Source organism: Xanthomonas melonis, from assembly GCF_020783655.1.
Lineage (GTDB): Bacteria > Pseudomonadota > Gammaproteobacteria > Xanthomonadales > Xanthomonadaceae > Xanthomonas > Xanthomonas melonis.
In genome coordinates, this window is the sequence record NZ_JAJGQH010000005.1 from 151875 (window position 1) to 169620 (window position 17746).

Annotated in this window: 18 protein-coding genes; 7 read left to right on the forward strand and 11 right to left on the reverse strand. The window is 67.0% G+C overall.

Annotated elements, in window-relative coordinates; translation table 11 throughout:
- Positions 1-137: 137 nt before the first annotated feature.
- From dapB to LL964_RS06825, 7 genes are all read right to left on the reverse strand, one after another.
- Positions 138-854, reverse strand: coding sequence for a 4-hydroxy-tetrahydrodipicolinate reductase (gene dapB / locus LL964_RS06795; RefSeq protein WP_104588832.1), 717 nt, complete (start codon positions 852-854; stop codon positions 138-140).
- A gap of 179 nt (positions 855-1033) precedes the next feature.
- Complete coding sequence (locus tag LL964_RS06800) at positions 1034-1747, reverse strand: MOSC domain-containing protein (protein WP_425478217.1); 714 nt, start codon at positions 1745-1747, stop codon at positions 1034-1036.
- Positions 1748-1749: 2 nt separating this feature from the next.
- A complete protein-coding gene (locus tag LL964_RS06805; protein WP_104588834.1) occupies positions 1750-2952 on the reverse strand; it encodes an aminotransferase-like domain-containing protein in 1203 nt (400 codons plus the stop codon).
- A 163-nt stretch (positions 2953-3115) separates the two neighbouring features.
- Positions 3116-3616, reverse strand: a complete 501-nt coding sequence (locus LL964_RS06810) for a hypothetical protein (RefSeq protein WP_104588835.1) — start codon at positions 3614-3616, stop codon at positions 3116-3118.
- Positions 3617-3676: 60 nt separating this feature from the next.
- On the reverse strand, positions 3677-3931 hold the full coding sequence (locus tag LL964_RS06815; RefSeq protein WP_104588836.1) for a DUF6587 family protein: 255 nt from the start codon (positions 3929-3931) through the stop codon (positions 3677-3679).
- Between the two features lies 1 nt (position 3932).
- On the reverse strand, positions 3933-5792 hold the full coding sequence (feoB, locus tag LL964_RS06820; RefSeq protein WP_104588837.1) for a ferrous iron transporter B: 1860 nt from the start codon (positions 5790-5792) through the stop codon (positions 3933-3935).
- On the reverse strand, positions 5789-6037 hold the full coding sequence (locus LL964_RS06825; RefSeq protein ID WP_104588838.1) for a FeoA family protein: 249 nt from the start codon (positions 6035-6037) through the stop codon (positions 5789-5791). Before LL964_RS06825 ends, feoB begins: the two co-directional genes overlap by 4 nt.
- A gap of 116 nt (positions 6038-6153) precedes the next feature.
- On the opposite strand from LL964_RS06825, the gene LL964_RS06830 reads away from it, so the two are divergent.
- The 5 genes from LL964_RS06830 (at position 6154) to LL964_RS06850 (ending at position 9863) form a co-directional block, all read left to right on the forward strand.
- Positions 6154-6951 (forward strand): enoyl-CoA hydratase-related protein, encoded by a 798-nt coding sequence (locus tag LL964_RS06830; protein WP_104588839.1) that lies wholly within the window; start codon positions 6154-6156, stop codon positions 6949-6951.
- Positions 6952-7006: 55 nt separating this feature from the next.
- Positions 7007-7903, forward strand: a complete 897-nt coding sequence (locus LL964_RS06835; protein WP_104588840.1) for a hydroxymethylglutaryl-CoA lyase — start codon at positions 7007-7009, stop codon at positions 7901-7903.
- Between the two features lie 110 nt (positions 7904-8013).
- A complete protein-coding gene (locus tag LL964_RS06840) occupies positions 8014-8784 on the forward strand; it encodes an SDR family NAD(P)-dependent oxidoreductase (protein ID WP_104588841.1) in 771 nt (256 codons plus the stop codon).
- 120 nt (positions 8785-8904) lie between these two features.
- Positions 8905-9471 (forward strand): elongation factor P-like protein YeiP, encoded by a 567-nt coding sequence (gene yeiP, locus LL964_RS06845; protein WP_104588842.1) that lies wholly within the window; start codon positions 8905-8907, stop codon positions 9469-9471.
- Complete coding sequence (locus tag LL964_RS06850; protein WP_104588843.1) at positions 9471-9863, forward strand: hypothetical protein; 393 nt, start codon at positions 9471-9473, stop codon at positions 9861-9863. The genes yeiP and LL964_RS06850 overlap by 1 nt, the downstream gene beginning before the upstream one ends.
- Before the next feature lie 330 nt (positions 9864-10193).
- Here LL964_RS06850 and LL964_RS06855 read toward each other — a convergent pair whose 3' ends face one another.
- From LL964_RS06855 to LL964_RS06865, 3 genes are read right to left on the reverse strand one after another with little or no spacing between them, the layout of a single operon-like run.
- Complete coding sequence (locus LL964_RS06855; RefSeq protein ID WP_104588844.1) at positions 10194-12077, reverse strand: DUF7844 domain-containing protein; 1884 nt, start codon at positions 12075-12077, stop codon at positions 10194-10196.
- Positions 12074-12367, reverse strand: a complete 294-nt coding sequence (locus LL964_RS06860; protein WP_104588845.1) for a DUF2388 domain-containing protein — start codon at positions 12365-12367, stop codon at positions 12074-12076. The genes LL964_RS06855 and LL964_RS06860 overlap by 4 nt, the downstream gene beginning before the upstream one ends.
- Before the next feature lie 34 nt (positions 12368-12401).
- Complete coding sequence (locus LL964_RS06865; RefSeq protein WP_104588846.1) at positions 12402-13820, reverse strand: FAD-binding oxidoreductase; 1419 nt, start codon at positions 13818-13820, stop codon at positions 12402-12404.
- Positions 13821-14028: 208 nt separating this feature from the next.
- Here LL964_RS06865 and serA point away from each other — a divergent pair, with 208 nt between their 5' ends.
- Positions 14029-15270 carry a phosphoglycerate dehydrogenase gene (gene serA, locus LL964_RS06870; RefSeq protein ID WP_104588847.1) on the forward strand — a complete coding sequence of 414 codons (1242 nt, stop codon included), beginning with the start codon at positions 14029-14031 and terminating at the stop codon, positions 15268-15270.
- A gap of 244 nt (positions 15271-15514) precedes the next feature.
- Here serA and LL964_RS06875 read toward each other — a convergent pair whose 3' ends face one another.
- The gene (locus LL964_RS06875) at positions 15515-16063 is read right to left on the reverse strand and encodes an NUDIX hydrolase (protein WP_104588848.1); all 549 of its coding nucleotides are present in this window, start codon (positions 16061-16063) and stop codon (positions 15515-15517) included.
- Positions 16064-16239: 176 nt separating this feature from the next.
- Here LL964_RS06875 and LL964_RS06880 point away from each other — a divergent pair, with 176 nt between their 5' ends.
- Complete coding sequence (locus LL964_RS06880; protein ID WP_167395455.1) at positions 16240-17715, forward strand: amino acid permease; 1476 nt, start codon at positions 16240-16242, stop codon at positions 17713-17715.
- Positions 17716-17746 lie beyond the last annotated feature (31 nt).

Genomic DNA, 17746 nt, shown 5'->3' on the forward strand with positions numbered 1-17746 from the left:
TTCGGGCAAGCGAGAATTGTAATGGCAAGTGCCCTGGCTTGCCAGTCCGCACGGTGCGAGCGGAGGCAATGGCAGCTCAACATGCGGGTGAAGACGGCAATCGCCACAGCAACCGTTCATGCCCGGTTGCGCAGTGGCTACAACACCAGATCGCGTACCCGGTAACTGCCGGCCGGCCGGCCAGTCAGGCGCTTGGCCGCATGCAGCGCCCCGCGCGCGAAGATATCGCGGTTGGTGGCGCGGTGTACCAGCTCCACCCGCTCGCCCAGCCCGGTGAACTGCACCGTGTGTTCGCCGACGATGTCGCCGGCACGCAGGCTGGCAAACCTCGGCTGCGCACCGCTGCCGGTCGCAGCTTCGCCCAGGGTCAGGGCGGTGCCCGAGGGCGCGTCCTGCTTGTGCACGTGGTGTGCCTCGATGATGTCGCAGTCCCAGCCCGGCAAGGTGCCGGCGGCCCGTTCGACCAGCTCGGCAAGCACCGCCACACCCAGGCTGAAGTTGGACGCCCACACCAGCGGAATCTGTTGCGCCGCTTCCAGCAATGCACTGCGCTGCGCCTCGTCCAGCCCGGTGGTGCCCGATACCAGCGGTTTGCCGCGCTGTGCACACAAGGCCAGGATCGGCGCAAAACCCTGCGGCAGGCTGAAATCGATCGCCACATCGAAGGCCGGCGCTCCGCCCAGCTCGCTGGCAGCGAAGAACGGCACGCCCTCCACCACGCGCTGCGCAGGAGAGCGCCCCACCACCGCGCCCACGACCTGCAGGGCATCGTCTTCAGCCGCCAGACGCAGCAAGGCCTTGCCCATCCGCCCGGAGGCGCCGTGGATCAATACTTTTACAGGAGACGTCGTCATGCCCGCAGGCTAGCGAGGCTGCGGGGGTTGCACAAGGTGCCGGGAATCGGGATTCGGGATTGGGGATTCGAAAAAAGCCGACGCCGGAAGCCGTATGTGGATGCAGAAGGTCGTGGGACGTTCACTGCGAGGCGCGGGCTGCTGGCTCGACGAGCGTGAGCGCTGGCAAGCGGTGCTGCTTATTCTTCCAGGCCGTCCAGACGCTTGCTCCAACTTTCGATCTGGCTGCGTTGCAGGCGACGTTCGAACAGGCTACGCCACGCTGGCACCAGCGGCAGTGCCAGCACCTCGGCGATGGCGGCTTCGTCCACTGCACGTGCGTAGAGCAGCTGTTGCAAGCGCGACAGCGGCCAGCGCGGATACGGACGCGCCTGCAAGGTCAAACTGTCGCCTGCAACCACGATGCCGGGCTGCAACACGCGGTAGTACCAGCCGGTGCGGCCGCTATCCTGCACGCGACGCGCCATGTCGCGTACGCCGAAGCGATCGGACAACTTCCAGCATGGCTGGCGTGATTGCGACACCTCCACCACCGCCGTGCCCAGCGCGAAGCGATCGGCCAGGCAGACGTCGGCTTCGGTCAACCCGGTGCTGCTGAGGTTTTCGCCGAACGCGCCGGCCGCCTCGAGCAGCGCATGCGCACCAAGTTCGTCGCACCAGGCGGCATAGTGGTCGCGCGGGTAATGATGGATTGCCTTGTCCGGCCCGCCATGCACCCGGCGGTCGCCTTGCTCGTCGCCCTCCAGCCCGCTCACATCCACGCGCACCGGCCCGGGCACCACGCGCTTGTCGATCGCACTGCGGGTGTCCGGACGGGTGAAATCGCGCGCGATGCCGATGGCGACGCTGTCGATCAACGTGGCGACCGGCGCCTGCAGGACTGTCTCCTGCACCATCACGCGCCCTGCCCCGGCATCTCGGCCAGCGCTTCACGCACTACCTCGCCCAGCACGCGAATGCCGGCATCGATCTTCTCGCCCGGTACCGTGACGAACGACAGGCGCAAGGTATTGGCCTGCGGCAAGGTGGCGAAGAACGGCGCGCCGGGCACGAACGCGACATTGCGCGCGATCGCCCGCGCCAACAGCGCGGTGCCATCCAGCCCCGGCGGCAGGCTCACCCACAGGAACATCCCGCCTTCGGGGCGGTTCCACCGCACCTGAGCCGGGAAATGCCGGTCCAGCGCTTCCAGCATCAGGCTGCACTGGCGTGCGTACAGGGCGCGGATCTGCGGGATATGGGTCTGGAGAAAATCGTCCTGCAGGGTCTGGTACACCACGCGCTGAGTGAACGATGGCGTGTGCAGATCGGCCGCCTGCTTGGCCTGGATCAACTTGCCCAGTACCGCTTCCGGTGCGACCACGTAGCCCAGCCGCAGACCGGGCGCGAGCACCTTGGAGAACGAGCCCATGTAGACGACGCCCTCGGGATTCATCGACAACAGGCTCGGCAACGGTTGCCCGCTGTAGTACAGCTCGCCGTAGGGGTCGTCTTCGACGATGGGCACGCCCGCCTGCGCTGCGCGCTCCACCAGCATCTGGCGCCGCGCCAAGGGCAAGCGGCGCCCGGTGGGATTCTGGAAATTCGGCAGGCAGTACAGGAAACGCGCATCGGCCAGCAGTGCCGGATCCAGCGCTTCGGCCACCACGCCCTCATCGTCGGAGGGCATGCCGACGAAGCTCGGCTGGAACAGCGAGAACGCCTGCAAGGCTCCGAGATAGCTCGGCGTCTCCACCAACACCTTGCTGCCTTCGTCGATGAATACCTTGCCCAGCAGATCCAGGCCCTGCTGCGAGCCAGTGGTGATCAAGACCTGGCTGGGCCGGATGCTGGCGCCATCGCGGCTCAGCCGCGCGGCCACCCATTCGCGCAGCGGCGCATAGCCTTCGGTCGGGCCGTATTGCAGCGCGGCCTGCGGCACATCGCGCAGCACCTGGTCGCTGGCCGCGCGCATGCGCTCCACCGGGAAGGTCGCCGGCGATGGCAGGCCACCGGCGAAGGAGATGACCTCCGGCCGCTCGGTCACCTTGAGGATTTCGCGAATCGCCGAACTGGTCAGCGCCTGCGCACGTCGGGAGATCTGGAAGGAAGTGGTCATGGCACAAGCATACCCAACCACTATTGCGTGCACGCTGTGCACCGCAGCGTGCATTTGCATGCAGCAGTTGCAGATGGCATCGGGAAGTCGACGGCCCTGGCCATCGACGCAGACCTGGATCGGTCACGCGTACTCCGAGCGCGCGGTTATCGCGCGCGCCGGGCTAGTTGTAGGCCGGCCCTACCCAGGCCGTGCCTTCGCTGCGCGCAATCAGTGTCTTCCAGCGCTGACGGATCAGCTTGTCGCGCGCGCGGAAGGTCATGCGCAGGCCCGGCAGGCCGAGCGTGGCGCGCGTTTCCACCAGCGCCGATCGCTCGTCGGGCGCGATCTCGATCTTTGTGATCGTCTGCTTGTAGTCGATCAGTTCTTCCGGCTCTGCGACATGGCGCATCTGGCTCAGCACCTGCGCCCATTCGCCGTTGGATTTGCAGTACTTGGCGCGGTTGGTGGTCTCGCGCTTCTGATGGGAATCCATGCGGTACAGCACCACCATTTCGAATTCCGGCGCCGTCATCCCGCACAGGGCCTCGCCATCCTGGCCCATCATCGCCTTGTCCTGCGCGGCGTAGAACTCGCGCACCTGTTTTTCATCCAGCGAGTTACCGCCATAGTTGTACAGCCCGGCCACAGCGGCCAGGATCGCCAGCAACACCAGCAAACGCATCTGCCATCCCCTGTCATGCCGCGTCCTGCGGCCGCGCAAGTGTAGCCGAGCTTGCGTAGCTCAGTGCTTGCGGGGCGGCGTCGGGCCGCAGTTGTCGCAACCACCGCAGGACGCACCGCCCTGGCTGGCCGGCGGCGCGACGCGGCGGCCAAGCGCCTGCAGCCAAGCGGGCCGCCCTTCGCGCACCAGCGCGAGCGCGAGCGCACCGCGCAGGCGCCGCACCGTACCGGGGAACTGCTTCTTCATCACCACCCATACGCTGATCAGGACCGCGACGGCGATGACCAGGTACTGCAGGGTGAGCGAGAGTTCCATCTCAGCCGGCACCGAGCGCAACCGCAAGCTGGTAGGTCACCAGCGAGGCGATATAGGCCAGCGCGAACAGGTATACCGCGCTGACGGTCATCTGTTTCCACGAGTTGGTTTCGCGCTTGATCGTGGCCAGGGTGGAGATGCACATCGGCGCATAGATGTACCAGACCAGCAGCGACAACGCGGTGGCCAGCGACCAACCGTCGCTGATCAACGGCGACAAGGCCTGCGCGGCGGCATCGTCGTCGGCGGCCGACAGCGCATACACCGTGGCCAGCGAGGCCACTGCCACTTCGCGTGCGGCCAGGCCTGGGATCAGCGCGATGCAGATCTGCCAGTTGAAGCCCAGTGGCGCGAAGAACACCGCCATTGCGTGACCGATGCGACCGGCGAAGCTGTAGTCGATCGCCGGCAAGGTGGCATTGGCCGGCGCCGCCGGGAACGACAGCAGGAACCACAGCAGGATGGTCAGCGCCAGGATGATGCCGCCCACGCGCTTGAGGAAGATCCAGGCGCGCTCCCACAGCCCCAGGGCCATATCGCGCAACTGCGGCACGCGGTAGGACGGCAGCTCCAGCATCAGCGGGTGCTCGCTCTTGTCACGGCGCCATTTCTTCATCGTCCACGACACCAGCAGCGCACTGACGATGGCCGCGGCATACAGCCCGAACAGCACCAGCCCCTGCTGGTTGAAGATGCCCCATACCGTCTTCTGCGGAATGAAGGCACCGATCAGCAGCGCGTACACCGGCAGGCGCGCCGAGCACGTCATCAACGGCGCGACCATGATGGTGGCGAGCCGGTCGCGGGGGTCCTGGATGCTGCGCGTGGACATGATGCCCGGCACCGCGCAGGCGAAGCTCGACAGCAGCGGAATGAACGAACGCCCGGACAACCCGGCCGCAGCCATCATGCGGTCCAGCAGGAAGGCCGCACGCGGCAGGTAACCGGATTCCTCCAGCGCCAGGATGAAGGCGAACAGGATCAGGATCTGCGGCAGGAAAATAATCACCCCGCCCAGGCCGGCGATGATGCCGTCCTTGAGCAGGCTGTTGAGCGGGCCTTCCGGCAAGGTGGTGCCGACCCATTCGCCCAGCGCAGCGGTGCCGGCATCGATCAGGTCCATCACCGGCGTGGCCCAGGCATACACCGCCTGGAAGATCAGGAACATCACCACCGCCAGCGTCACCAACCCCCAGAGCGGATGCAGCAACCAGCGATCCAGCGCGTCGTCCACCCGCGAGGTGCGTGCGGGCATGGTCACTGCCGCATCCAGTATCTGCCGTACCAGCGCGTGATAATTGCCGTCGGCCGGCGGGGTGGCGGTCGGCACGGCCAGGCTGCTCGCCTGCGCATCCAGCCGCTCCACCAGCGCCTTCGCGCCGCCACGCCGTACCGCCACGGTTTCGACCACCGGCACACCCAGCGCCTGCTCCAGCGCCGGCAGATCGATGACGATGCCGCGCCGCTGCGCGGCGTCGACCATGTTCAGCGCCACGATCATCGGCCGGCCCAACTCGCGCAACTCCAGCGCAAAGCGCAGGTGCAGGCGCAGATTGGTCGCGTCCATCACGCACACCAGCACGTCCGGTGCGGGCTCGCCCGGGTAGAAGCCGCGGCACAGATCGCGGGTGATCGCCTCGTCCAGGCTGGCCGGTTGCAGGCTGTAGGCGCCTGGCAGATCCAGTACCGCGAAGTCGCGCCCGGACGGTGCGCGAAAATGCCCTTCCTTACGTTCGACGGTGACGCCGGTGTAATTGGCGACCTTCTGCCGACTGCCGGTGAGCTGGTTGAACAATGCGGTCTTGCCGCTGTTGGGGTTGCCCACCAGCGCCAGGCGCAACGGAACCGCGGCCGCGTTCATGCCGACCCCCCTTGTTCGCGCACCTGCACCCGAGCGGCCTCGCTGCGCCGCAGGGCGAAGCGCGTGTAGCCCACCTGCACCAACAAGGGTTCACGACCGACCGGTCCGGTCGCCAGCACGGTGACCTCTTCCCCGGCGACGAAGCCGAGCTCGCGCAGGCGCCGCGCGATCGTGTCGTTGGGGAGACGATCCTCCACGGAGTCCACGATGGCGGCACGGTGCAGGGGCATGTCGGACAACGTCACAAAGACGGCCTGATTGTTAGGAATGGTTCTCAATTCTAGCATCGACGCACCGCGTCATGGCTCCGGCCAGCCGTGCCGTTATCATGGTTCGCATCCCATTCATGGACGCATGCGCAATGCAGGACACCGGCTTGATCGTCGAGGACCAGGGACCGGTCCGCACCTTGCGGTTGCATCGCCCCGCCGTGCACAACGCCTTCGATGCGACACTGATCGCCGCGCTCACCGAAGCCTTGCAGCAGGCCGGCAGTGCCCCGCAGATTCGCGTGGTGGTGCTGACCGGTGCCGGCGATGCATTCTCCGCAGGCGCAGACCTGAACTGGATGCGCGGCATGGCCAACGCCAGCGAGGCGGAGAACGCCGCCGATGCGCTGGCGCTGGCGCGCCTGATGCGCACGCTCGACGAACTTGCCAAACCCACGATTGCGCGCGTCAACGGCGCCGCCTTCGGTGGCGGCGTGGGCCTGGTGGCCTGTTGCGATATCGCCATTGGTTGCACCGAAGCGCGTTTCGGCCTGACCGAGAGCAAGCTCGGATTGCTGCCGGCCGTGATTTCGCCCTACGTGGTCGCCACCATCGGCGCGCGCCAGGCGCGGCGCTGGTTCGCCACCGCCGAAATCTTCGATGCCGGCACCGCACAGCAACTGGGCCTGCTGCATCAGCTGGTGGCGGCCGATCAGCTGGACACGGCGGTGGAACGCCAGGTCCGGCTGCTGCTGGCGGTTGCGCCGCTGGCCGCCAGCAGTGCCAAGGCCTTGGTGCGTTCGGTCCTGCCGGCCGCCGATCGCGATGCCGTCGATGCCGCCAACGCCGCCTGGATCGCGCGCCTGCGCGTCTCGCCCGAGGGCCAGGAGGGCCTGGGCGCGTTTCTCGACAAGCGCACTCCCGCCTGGATGCCGGAGAGCGTGGCGTGAGCGCAACCGACCATCTCGAGCTCGCCTGCGGCAACCTGCACGGCGACCCGGTCGCATGAGCGACTTCGTCCGCATCGTCGAAGTGAGCCCACGCGATGGACTGCAGAACGAGGCGCAACCGATCGCTACCGCCGACAAGATCGCGCTGATCGATCGCTTGTCGGCCACCGGTCTGCGCACCATCGAAGCCACCAGCTTCGTCAGCCCGCGCTGGGTGCCGCAACTGGCCGACGCCGCCGAGGTGTTCGCCGGCATCGCACAGACGCCTGACATCGCCTATCCGGTGCTGGTGCCGAATCTGCAGGGTTACACGCGTGCGCATGCCGCCGGCGCGCGCGAGGTGGCGGTGTTCACTGCCGCATCGGAGACGTTCAATCGCACCAACACCAATGCCGGCATCGACGAATCGATCGAACGGTTCCGGCCGATCCTGGAGCGGGCCGGTATCGACGGCGTGCGGGTACGCGGCTACGTGTCCACGGTGCTGGGCTGCCCCTACCAGGGCGAGGTGCCGGTGGCCGACGTGGTGAATGTCGCGCAACGGCTGCATGCGCTTGGCTGCTACGAAATCTCGCTGGGCGACACCATCGGCGTCGGCACCCCGCGCAAGGCGCGCCAGATGCTCGCCGCCGTGGCGCAGGAGGTGCCGATGCAGGCACTGGCCGTGCATTTCCATGACACCTACGGCCAGGCGCTGGCCAATATCGCCGCCTGCCTGGAGCAGGGCGTGCGCGTGGTCGATGCCGCCGTGTCCGGTGCCGGCGGCTGCCCGTACGCCAAGGGCGCCAGCGGTAATGTCGCCAGCGAAGACGTGGCGTACCTGCTGCAGGGCCTGGGCATGCCCACCGGCATCGACCTGCCTGCCCTCGCCCGCACCGGCCGCTGGCTGGCGCAACTGCTGGGCCGCGAGACCGGCAGCAAAGCGGGCAAGGCGCTGGCGGCGGCTGACTGAGGTCTTCGCCGCGCAGGTATCACCACCACGATCGCGCAAAGGCTTCGGCTAGAATTGCCGGCCGCGCGCGCTCCATCCGCGAGCTCAACGCTTCTACAGGGAACCATGCCATGCAGCCAGCTTCTGTCCTTGCCGTCATCACCGGCGGCGTGTCCGGCCTGGGCCTGGCGGTGGCGCAACGCATCGTGGCCGATGGCGGCAAGGTGGCGTTGTTCGACGTCAATGCCGACAAGGCCGACGCGGCGTTGGCCCTGCTCGGTTCCGGCAATGCGCACTACTTCGCCACCGATGTCACCGACGAGGCGCAGGTGTCGGCCAATATCGCGCAGGCTGCGCAGGTACTGGGCGGACTCAACCTGGTGGTGAATTGCGCCGGCATCCTGGGCGCCGGCCGCGTACTGGGCAAGGAGGCGCCAATGCCGCTGGCGACCTTCCGTACCACCGTGCTGGTCAATCTGGTCGGCAGCTTCAATGTCGCCAAGGCTGCGGCCGATGTGATGCAGCACAACCCCGCTGGCGAGGATGGCGAGCGCGGCGTGATCATCAATACCGCATCGGTGGCTGCGTTCGAGGGCCAGATCGGCCAGGCCGCCTATGCCGCCAGCAAGGGCGGCGTGGTCGGCATGACCCTGCCGATGGCGCGCGAGCTGGCGCGCTTCGGCATCCGCGTGATGACGATTGCCCCTGGCGTGTTCTGGACCCCGATGGTCGACGGCATGCCCGAAGCGGTACAGCAGTCGCTGTCCGCGGCGATCCCGTTCCCTTCGCGTCTGGGCCAACCCGACGAATACGCCGACACCGTCGCCTTCATCCTGCGTAACCGCTACCTCAACGGCGAGGTCATTCGCCTGGATGGCGGCGTGCGGTTGGCGCCCAAGTAGCCGGGATTGGGAATTCGGGATTTGGGATTCGTCACAGCAAGAACCCCGCACCCTTCCCGCCTCCTGCAATCCTGCTTTTGCCAATCCCGAATCCCCACTCCCCAATCCCTGACTCAACCCATGAAAGCCAACGACATCAAGAAAGGCAACGTCGTCGAATACAACGGCGGCATCTACCAGATCCGCGACATCGAGCGTAGCTCCCCGCAGGGGCGCGGCGGCAATGTGCGATTCCGTTTCATCATGTACAGCGTGCCCGGCGGCGCCAAGCTGGACGCCAGCTTCGATGCCGACGACAACCTGCCCGAGGTCGAACTGCTGCGCCGTCAGTCGACGTTCTCGTACAAGGATGGCGAGGCGTTCGTGTTCATGGACGACGAAGACTTCACCCCATACACGCTGGACGCGGACGTGATCGGCACCGATGCCGGCTACATCACCGATGGCCTGACCGGCATCTATGTGCAGGTGATCGACGACCAGCCGGTGGCCGTGCAGCTGCCGCAGACGGTGACGCTGGAAGTGGTGGAAACCCCGCCCGAGCTCAAGGGCGGCACCGCCACCAAGCGCCCGAAGCCGGCCAAGCTCAACACCGGCATGGAAATCATGGTGCCCGAGTACATCAGCAACGGCGAGCGCGTGCTGGTCAACACCACCACCGGCGAGTTCGCAGGCCGCGCCGACTGATGCGCAAGCTGGTCGTTGTGGTGACGCTGGGGCTGCTGGGCGCCTGCACGGCGCAACCAGCCCCGGCGCCGACATCCACACCCGCACCTGCGCCGACGGCCTGCACCGATGCCAAGGTGGAAGAGGAGTGGCTGCAACATCCGCCCGGCCTGTGCAGCATGCCGGAGGATGTGCGCACGCTGGTGGAGGACTACGACACCTGCGCGCACTTCGCGGGCGAGGAGCCGTACGACGCCGATCGTCGCCACGAGATCGAAGTGGCGATCGCGCAGTTCTGCACGCCGGCACCGGCACGGCTTGCAAAGCTAGTGAAGCAGTATCGCAACAACGCGCAGGTCAGCGACTGGCTGCGCAAGTATTCGGTGCAGGCGGATCTGCAACCGGCTCGCTGAGGTGCGCCGGCTGCCGTGATAGGTAGCAGTTGGTGCGTTGCGTCGCCCCTGGCAAGAGCGCCGGGGACTGGGACTTACAGCTGCAGGCGATAGCGCATTCCTTCCCCCCATCGGGAGAAGGTGGCACAAAGCGCCGGGTGAGACCGCGGGCGAAGCCTCATGCGGTGCGACCTGGACAAGACCCCCGCCCCGTACCCTCAGCTCCGCGCCCCGGCCCGCGCCAGCAGCGCGGGCGCTCCAAACCACGCGCGCCAGTGGCGCGCAAGCAGTGACTTCTCGCCCCACAGGGAGAGAGGCTGGTACCTCCCTCCCCCGGCGTGGTCCGAATCGCTATTGCGCCTGCAGAGGCATCCCCATATCCGACCGCACTTTGTCGGCAGCCGCATCACCGCGCGCTAGCTCGCGCAGGCGTGCGCGCAGGCGCTGCACATTCGCCTCGCCCTGCTCCAATCCAGTGCGGACGTCGGCCGGCAGTTGCTGCCGCCCCAGCGCCTGCAGTTGTTTCCAGCCGTCGACCAGTACGCCGGTTTCCTGTGCCACGCGTGCGCTCAGGTCCTTCTGCTCATCTGCTTGCGGCAGTCCGTAGCCGGCGCTACCCAATAGCGTGGCCGGATGACTGAGCTGGGCCTGCCGCGCGAACAGCGACTGCAGCTGACCCTGCACCGAGTCACGTCCGGTCGCGCCGGGTCTCAGCAGACGCTTGAGCGCATCGCGTGCCAGCAACTCCTGGCGACGCAGGGCCGCCTGCTCCAGCAGCAGTGCCGCCGCGGTCGCGCGCAGGCCGCCGCGATCGAACCACTGCGCGCGCGCCTGTGGCGACGCATCCAGCCACTGCGCCACACGCGTCTGCGGCACCGGCCAGCCGCGCCGGAGCACATCGAACATCGCCTGGTAATGCGCGGCGGCCGACTCGAAGTAATAGCCCTGGCGCGTCGCCTGCGCACGGTCGTCCAGCACGCGCAGGTCGGCGATGCCCGCACGTTGCAGGCGCTTGCGCACACCGCGCGGCGTGATCGAGGACAGATCGGCTGCGGCCAGCCGCGGCACGCCATCGTGCAGCAGCTTGTAGGTTTCCACCGCGCAGTTGTTGCTGACGAAGTAATAGCGTCCGTCGTAATTCCAATGCACCTGTGCAGCGCGTGCGAGTAGCTCCGCGATCTCTGCAGGCGTCAGCGCCAGTGGCACCGAGGACAGGGCACGCAGTTCCACCTTGGTGTATTCGTCCACCACCTGATTCAACGGCAGCACGAACAAGCGCGAGGGGTACGCGCCGGTGAGCCCGCGCCAGCTGGAAATCTGCACATCGCCGACGAAGGCGCGGAACGACAGCACCCGGTGGTATTGCAGGTCCAGCCGGCACGCCGGCCCCGGCGCGCGACCGGGCGCGCAGATCACCAGCCGCAGCATGCTGTGGCCCCAGCGGCTCATCGGCTGCTGGTTGCCTTCGGCAAGCAGGTAGTCCACGGCATAGACACGCGCCGGGTCCAGCATCAGCAACGACATCGCGCCGGCATCGTTGTCGGCCTGCAGGTACGGTAGCGCCGCGGCGCAGCGAGCGCTTCCCTGCGGCGACCCCAACTGCTGCGAAAACCAGGCCGCCAGTGCAGGACGCCGGCAGGCATAGTCCGGATCCAGCACGAAATGTTCGAGATTGACCGCGACGAACTCGGCCGGATTCTGCCGCTCATAGTCGTCGGGACTGCGATCGCTGAAGTTGTTGGCGCCACGCCCGATGCGCCAGGGCCGCACCTGCCAGCCCGCCAGATCGCGCAGACGCGGATCGCGCGACAACACGCTGCCGGCACCACGGTCGAGCACATGCGCCAGCTCGTGCACCATGGCGGCCATTGCCGCGCGCGTGGCCGGCATGGCCGCATCGTCGCGATCGCCGGCCGGCTGCGCGCTCCAGGCCTGCAACAAGGCCCGATCCAGCAGAACACGCTTGCCGATCGCGCGGCCATGCACCCGCGCGGGCAGATCGTGACGCCATTCCAGCTGGATCGGCGCCACGCTGCGCTGCGACCACTGCGGCGGCAAGCGTCGCAGCACCAGCGTCACCAGAGCCTCGCTGGCGGCGCGCTCGGCCTCACTCAGGTCGGCCGATGCCGGCACGAGTTGCAGCGTGGGCCGCTGCTGCTCCTGCGCGTGCACCTGCGACGCCGCTGCGATCACTGCGGCCAGCCACAGCCACCGACGCCAGCGGCGGCGCTTCACTGCGCCAGGATGGACTGCGCCAGTTCCAGATCGCTGGCCAGGCGCGCCGCATCGCTGCGCGCGCGCAGTTGCAGCAGTGCCGCTTCCAGGCGCGCGCCACGGATGGCGCCGTTGCTGGCGACGAAGCCGGCGGCGTCTTCGCGCGCGTCGGCAACCACCTTGTCATCGCCGGAACTGCTGCTATTGGACGAACCGGCCGACGAGGCGCCAGCCGAGGTGCCGGCCAGGCTGGAGGCGAACGCTGCCAGCGGCAGCACGGTCAATGCACAGAACACAAGAGAGCGCATCATCGGCATGTCGTTTCCATGTGAAGGTGCGGGAAGACTAACCGGCGGGCGCGCTTCCGGGCGCGTCATGCATCTCGAACAGCTTGCCTGGATTCAGCAACAGACGCGGGTCCAGCACCTGCTTGATGCCGCGCATCAGCGCGATTTCCGCGGCCGAGCGCGTGCTCCACAGATACGGCTTCTTGACCAGACCGATGCCGTGCTCGGCCGAAATACTGCCACCGCAGCGCTGCAGGGCCTGCGCCAGCAGCTTGGTGACCTGATCGCAGGCGGACACGAAGTCGGCCTGGCTGGTGGCATCGGGCTTGAGCACATTGATATGCAGATTGCCGTCACCGATATGACCGAACCACACCACGTCGAAGTGCGGATACGCCTCGCCCAGCAAGGCCTGGGTATCGGCCAGGAACGCGGGCATCGCCGAAATGCGCACCGATACGTCGTTCTTGTACGGCGTGTAGCGCGCCAGCGCTTCGGTGATGCCCTCGCGCAGCCGCCACAACTGCGCGGCCTGCGCATCGCTCTGGCTGATCACCCCGTCGCTGACCCAGCCCTGCTCCATGCAGGTCTCGAAGGCCGCCATCGCGGCCGCTTCCTGTGCCTCGTCGCCAGCAGCGAACTCGGTGACCACGTAGTACGGATGGACCTGCGCGAAAGGCGCCTGCGCGCCGTGCGCCAGCACATGCTCCAGCGCACGATCGGTGAAGAACTCGAATGCCTCCAGACGCAATTGCGCGCGGAATGCGGCGAACACCTGCATCAGCACGTCGAACGACGGCAATGCCAGCAGCATCACACTGCCGGGCGGCGGCGGATCGGTCAGCCGCAGGGTCGCTTCCACCACGATGCCGAGGGTCCCTTCCGAGCCGATCATCAGATGCCGGAAATCGTAGCCGCTGGAGTTCTTGATCAGCGCGTGATTGAGCTCGATCACCTCGCCGGCACCGGTGACCACTTTCAGGCCGGCCACCCACTCGCGCGTGTTGCCGTAGCGGATCACCCGGATGCCGCCGGCATTGGTGGCGATGTTGCCGCCGATCGAACACGAACCGCGGGCAGCGAAATCCACCGGGTAGATCAACCCGTGTTCGCGGGCGGCGTTGTGCACCGCTTCCAGCGGCATGCCCGCCTGCACGGTGAGCGTGCGATCCACCGCGTTGAAGTCCAGCGGCTTGTTCAGGCGTTCCAGGCTCAGCACCAGCTCGCCGTTGGCGGCCACTGCGCCGCCGGAGAGACCGGTGCGGCCGCCCGAGGGCACCACGGCCACGTCCTGCGCATTCGCCCAGCGCATCACAGCCTGCACCTCGTCCACCGATCCCGGCAGCGCGATGGCCAACGGGTTGGGTGTCCAGCGCCGGGTCCAGTCGCGCCCGTAGTGCTCCAGGTCGGCCGGCTCGGTTTTCAAACGCAACGCGGGCACGGCCTGTTGCAAGGAAACAATGCGGGGATCGGTCATGGCGCGCGGCACGGCGGTAGGAACCGCACAGCGTGCCAGTGTGCGTCGGCCCCGTCCAGCTGCGATGCGCTGCGCCGGCGCGGTGTTGGATTCAGCTGAAACCGTTGCAGCGCAAGGGCCGCAACGCATTGGCGCGGTCGCTGCGACTGCCAAATCCGGCACCCCATCTGGCATAGTTGCCGGCCCGATTGCTGCAGTGCGCTCCCCCATGTCGCCGAAGAGAACCTCGTTTCCCAAACAGGACATTCGCGTCCTGTTGCTGGAAGGCATCAGCCCGACCGCCGTGGATGTGTTCCGCGCCGCCGGTTATTCGCAGATCGAGCTGCACGCCAAGTCGTTGCCGGAAGACGAACTGATCGCGCGCATCGCCGAAGCGCATATCGTCGGTATCCGCTCGCGCACCCAGCTGAGCGCCGAGGTGCTGGCGCATGCCAAGCGCCTGATCGCCATCGGCTGCTTCTGCATCGGCACCAACCAGGTGGACCTGGAGGCGGCCGAGCTGGCCGGCATTCCGGTGTTCAATGCGCCCTACTCCAACACGCGCAGCGTGGCCGAACTGGTCATCGCCGAAGCGATCCTGCTGTTGCGCGGCATTCCGCAGAAGAATGCCGAATGCCATCGCGGCGGCTGGTCCAAGTCTGCCGCCGGCAGTCACGAAACGCGCGGGAAGGTGCTTGGCATCATTGGCTACGGGCATATCGGCACCCAGGTCGGCGTGCTGGCCGAGTCGCTGGGCATGCAGGTGATCTTCCACGACATCGAAACCAAGCTGTCGCTGGGCAACGCACGCGCGGCCATCGACCTGGACGACCTGCTCGGCCGCGCAGACGTGGTGACGCTGCACGTGCCGGAAACGCCGTCCACCAGGGACATGATCGGCGCGGCCGAAATCGCCCGCATGAAGCCCGGTGCACACCTGATCAACGCCTCGCGCGGCACCGTCATCGATATCGCGGCGCTGGATGCGGCACTGCGCTCCGGCCAGATCGGCGGCGCGGCGGTGGACGTGTTCCCGATCGAGCCCAAGGGCAATGGCGACGCGTTCGAGTCGCCGCTGACCGCGCACGACAACGTGATCCTGACTCCGCACGTGGGCGGCAGCACGCTGGAAGCGCAAGACAACATCGGCGTCGAAGTGGCCGCCAAACTGGTGCGCTACAGCGACAACGGCAGCACGCTATCGGCAGTGAACTTCCCCGAGGTGACGCTACCCGAGCATGCCGACAGCCTGCGCCTGCTGCACATCCATCGCAACGTGCCGGGCGTGCTGTCGCAGATCAACGAACTGTTCTCGCGCCACAACGTCAACATCGACGGCCAGTTCCTGCGCACCGATCCCAAGGTGGGCTACGTGGTAATCGATGTAAGCGCCAGCGAAGCGCAGGCCACCGCGATGAAGGAAGGCTTGGCCTTGATCGAAGGGACCTTGCGGACGCGGATCTTGTATTGATCCGTTGATGCAAGAGTGCCCCTCATCCGGCGCGTTGCGCCACCTTCTCCCGCAGGCGGGAGAAGGCAATGCAGGTCGCCCTTCTGCCGCTAGCCCCCTCCCCGTCCAACTCCCTTCTCCCGCTTGCGGGAGAAGGCAGTGCAGGTCGCCCTTCTGCCGCTAGCTCCTTCTCCGGCCTACTCCCTTCTCCCGCCTGCGGGAGAAGGTGCCCGCAGGGCGGATGAGGGCGCGCGCCCAGCACCCATCACACGCCTCGGGCCATCCACTTCTCGGCCATGCGCCGCATCGACGGATCCAGCTCAGGCTCGGCCAATAGGTCGGCGATCGGCCGCCACGCCAAAGCGAGCGACTCTTCGCTGACCTTGAAGGTCTCATCCACACCCGCGACCACCACATAGCGCGCGTCGTAATGCCAGTGCCCGGCCACCTCGCCGCGCGCGGGGATCCAGTGGCGGTCCAGATCGAACAAGTCGGCGTCCGCCAACCGCAAACCGGTCAGACCGGACTCTTCTTCGGCTTCGCGCAAGGCCACCTGCGCCAGGTCACGGTCGCCATCGGCGTGCCCGCCCAGCTGCAGCCAGCGCTGCAGTTTGCGGTGGTGCGTGAGCAGGGTGCGGGCGCCATCGGCGCTCACCACCCAGGCCGAGCCGGTGAAATGACCTTCGACCCGCTCGCGCACGAACGGATCGCCGGCATCGTCCAGCAACTGTGCGAACTGATCAGCCACCACGGCCTCGTCGGGCCAGCGCGCGCGGTAGGCGGCCAGTTGCTGCCGCAGGGTTGCATCTGCCATCTGTCGCTCTCGGTCGCTCGTCGCCAAACGGCCATTATCGCCATTCATGCTGCGTTTGCGCTTGTCGTGAGCGTGTAGCTTTGGCAAGGTAGGCCGCTTGCCTGTCCTATCGGGACGCGGCGCACACCTTTGCCTGGGCGCCAGCGCCCGACGCCTGCCACTTGGGGATGTACCGAATGCTGAAGTCTCTGTTGAGGGTCAAACCGATCGAGCCCGCCGCACACGTCGATGCGGGCGAACCGGTCGAAGGCAGCAGCCTGCAAGGCGAGGCCACGCTGCGACGGACCCTCACCGCCAAGCACCTGATCATGCTCGGCATCGGCGCAGTGATCGGCGCCGGCATCTTTGTGCTGACTGGTCAGGCTGCCGCCAATCATGCCGGCCCGGCAGTGATGCTGAGTTTCGTCTTCGCCGGCGTCGCCTGCGCCTTCGCCGGCCTGTGCTACGCCGAGTTCGCGGCGATGATGCCGGTATCCGGCAGTGCCTATTCGTATTCTTACGCCACCCTCGGCGAGGGCATCGCCTGGTTCATCGGCTGGTGCCTGGTGCTGGAGTATCTGTTCGCCGGTGCCAGCGTGGCCGTCGGCTGGTCGGCCTATCTCATCAGCTTCCTGACCGGCACGCTCGGTCTGCCGTTTCCGGCAGAACTGGCCGGTGCGCCGCTGACATGGGACGGGCACGGCTTCGTCAGCTCCGGCAATCTCATCAACCTGCCGGCAGTGCTGATCGTCGCGGCGGTGAGCATGCTGTGCTACGTCGGCGTCACCCAGTCGGCGTTCGCCAATGCGATCGTGGTGGCGATCAAGGTCGTGGTGATCTGCCTGTTCGTCGGCTTCGGCATCGCCTATATCGACCCGGCCAACTGGCATCCCTTCATCCCGGAAAACGCCGGCCCCGGCAAGTTCGGCTGGGATGGGGTGTTCCGTGCCGCCTCCATCGTGTTCTTCTCCTACATCGGTTTCGACGCGGTCTCGACCTCGGCGGGCGAAACCAAGGACCCGCAGAAGAACATGCCGATCGGCATCCTGGTGTCGCTGGCGATCTGCACGGTCATCTACATCATCGTCTGCGCGGTGCTGACCGGGCTACTTCCCTACACCCAGCTGGGCACCGCCAAGCCGGTCGCCACCGCACTGGAAGCGCACCCGCAACTGACCTGGCTCAAGACCGCAGTGGAGATCGGTGCGATCGCCGGCCTGTCCTCGGTGGTGCTGGTGATGCTGATGGCGCAGCCGCGCATCTTCTACACCATGGCCAAGGACGGTTTGATGCCCAAGCTGTTCGGCAAGGTGCATCCCAAGTTCCACACGCCGTATGTCGGCACGCTGTTCGTCGGCGTGATCGCCGCGCTGCTGGCAGGGATGATTCCGTTGAACGTGCTCGGCGAGCTGGTATCAATGGGCACCCTGCTCGCCTTCGCCACCGTCTGTGCCGGCGTGATGGTGCTGCGCTTCACCAAGCCCGACCTGCCGCGTCCGTTCCGGGTGCCGCTGGCCATGCTGATCTGCCCGCTGGGCGCCGTGGCCTGCCTGTTCCTGTTCTTCCAGGCGTTCCAGGAACACTGGAAGGTGTTCGTGGGCTGGACGGTACTCGGCCTGGTGATCTATTTCGGCTACGGCATCCGCCACAGCCGGCTGGGCAGCCGGGCCTGATCCTTTCCCAGACCGGCGCAGCGCGCCGGTC

Coding starts and splice junctions, on each gene's coding strand:
- dapB (WP_104588832.1), bottom strand. CDS start 854: ATGACGACGTCTCCTGTAAAAGTATTGATCCACGGCGCCTCCGGGCGG.
- LL964_RS06805 (WP_104588834.1), bottom strand. CDS start 2,952: ATGACCACTTCCTTCCAGATCTCCCGACGTGCGCAGGCGCTGACCAGT.
- LL964_RS06810 (WP_104588835.1), bottom strand. CDS start 3,616: ATGCGTTTGCTGGTGTTGCTGGCGATCCTGGCCGCTGTGGCCGGGCTG.
- LL964_RS06815 (WP_104588836.1), bottom strand. CDS start 3,931: ATGGAACTCTCGCTCACCCTGCAGTACCTGGTCATCGCCGTCGCGGTC.
- feoB (WP_104588837.1), bottom strand. CDS start 5,792: ATGAACGCGGCCGCGGTTCCGTTGCGCCTGGCGCTGGTGGGCAACCCC.
- LL964_RS06830 (WP_104588839.1), top strand. CDS start 6,154: ATGCAGGACACCGGCTTGATCGTCGAGGACCAGGGACCGGTCCGCACC.
- LL964_RS06835 (WP_104588840.1), top strand. CDS start 7,007: ATGAGCGACTTCGTCCGCATCGTCGAAGTGAGCCCACGCGATGGACTG.
- LL964_RS06840 (WP_104588841.1), top strand. CDS start 8,014: ATGCAGCCAGCTTCTGTCCTTGCCGTCATCACCGGCGGCGTGTCCGGC.
- yeiP (WP_104588842.1), top strand. CDS start 8,905: ATGAAAGCCAACGACATCAAGAAAGGCAACGTCGTCGAATACAACGGC.
- LL964_RS06850 (WP_104588843.1), top strand. CDS start 9,471: ATGCGCAAGCTGGTCGTTGTGGTGACGCTGGGGCTGCTGGGCGCCTGC.
- LL964_RS06860 (WP_104588845.1), bottom strand. CDS start 12,367: ATGATGCGCTCTCTTGTGTTCTGTGCATTGACCGTGCTGCCGCTGGCA.
- LL964_RS06865 (WP_104588846.1), bottom strand. CDS start 13,820: ATGACCGATCCCCGCATTGTTTCCTTGCAACAGGCCGTGCCCGCGTTG.
- serA (WP_104588847.1), top strand. CDS start 14,029: ATGTCGCCGAAGAGAACCTCGTTTCCCAAACAGGACATTCGCGTCCTG.
- LL964_RS06875 (WP_104588848.1), bottom strand. CDS start 16,063: ATGGCAGATGCAACCCTGCGGCAGCAACTGGCCGCCTACCGCGCGCGC.
- LL964_RS06880 (WP_167395455.1), top strand. CDS start 16,240: ATGCTGAAGTCTCTGTTGAGGGTCAAACCGATCGAGCCCGCCGCACAC.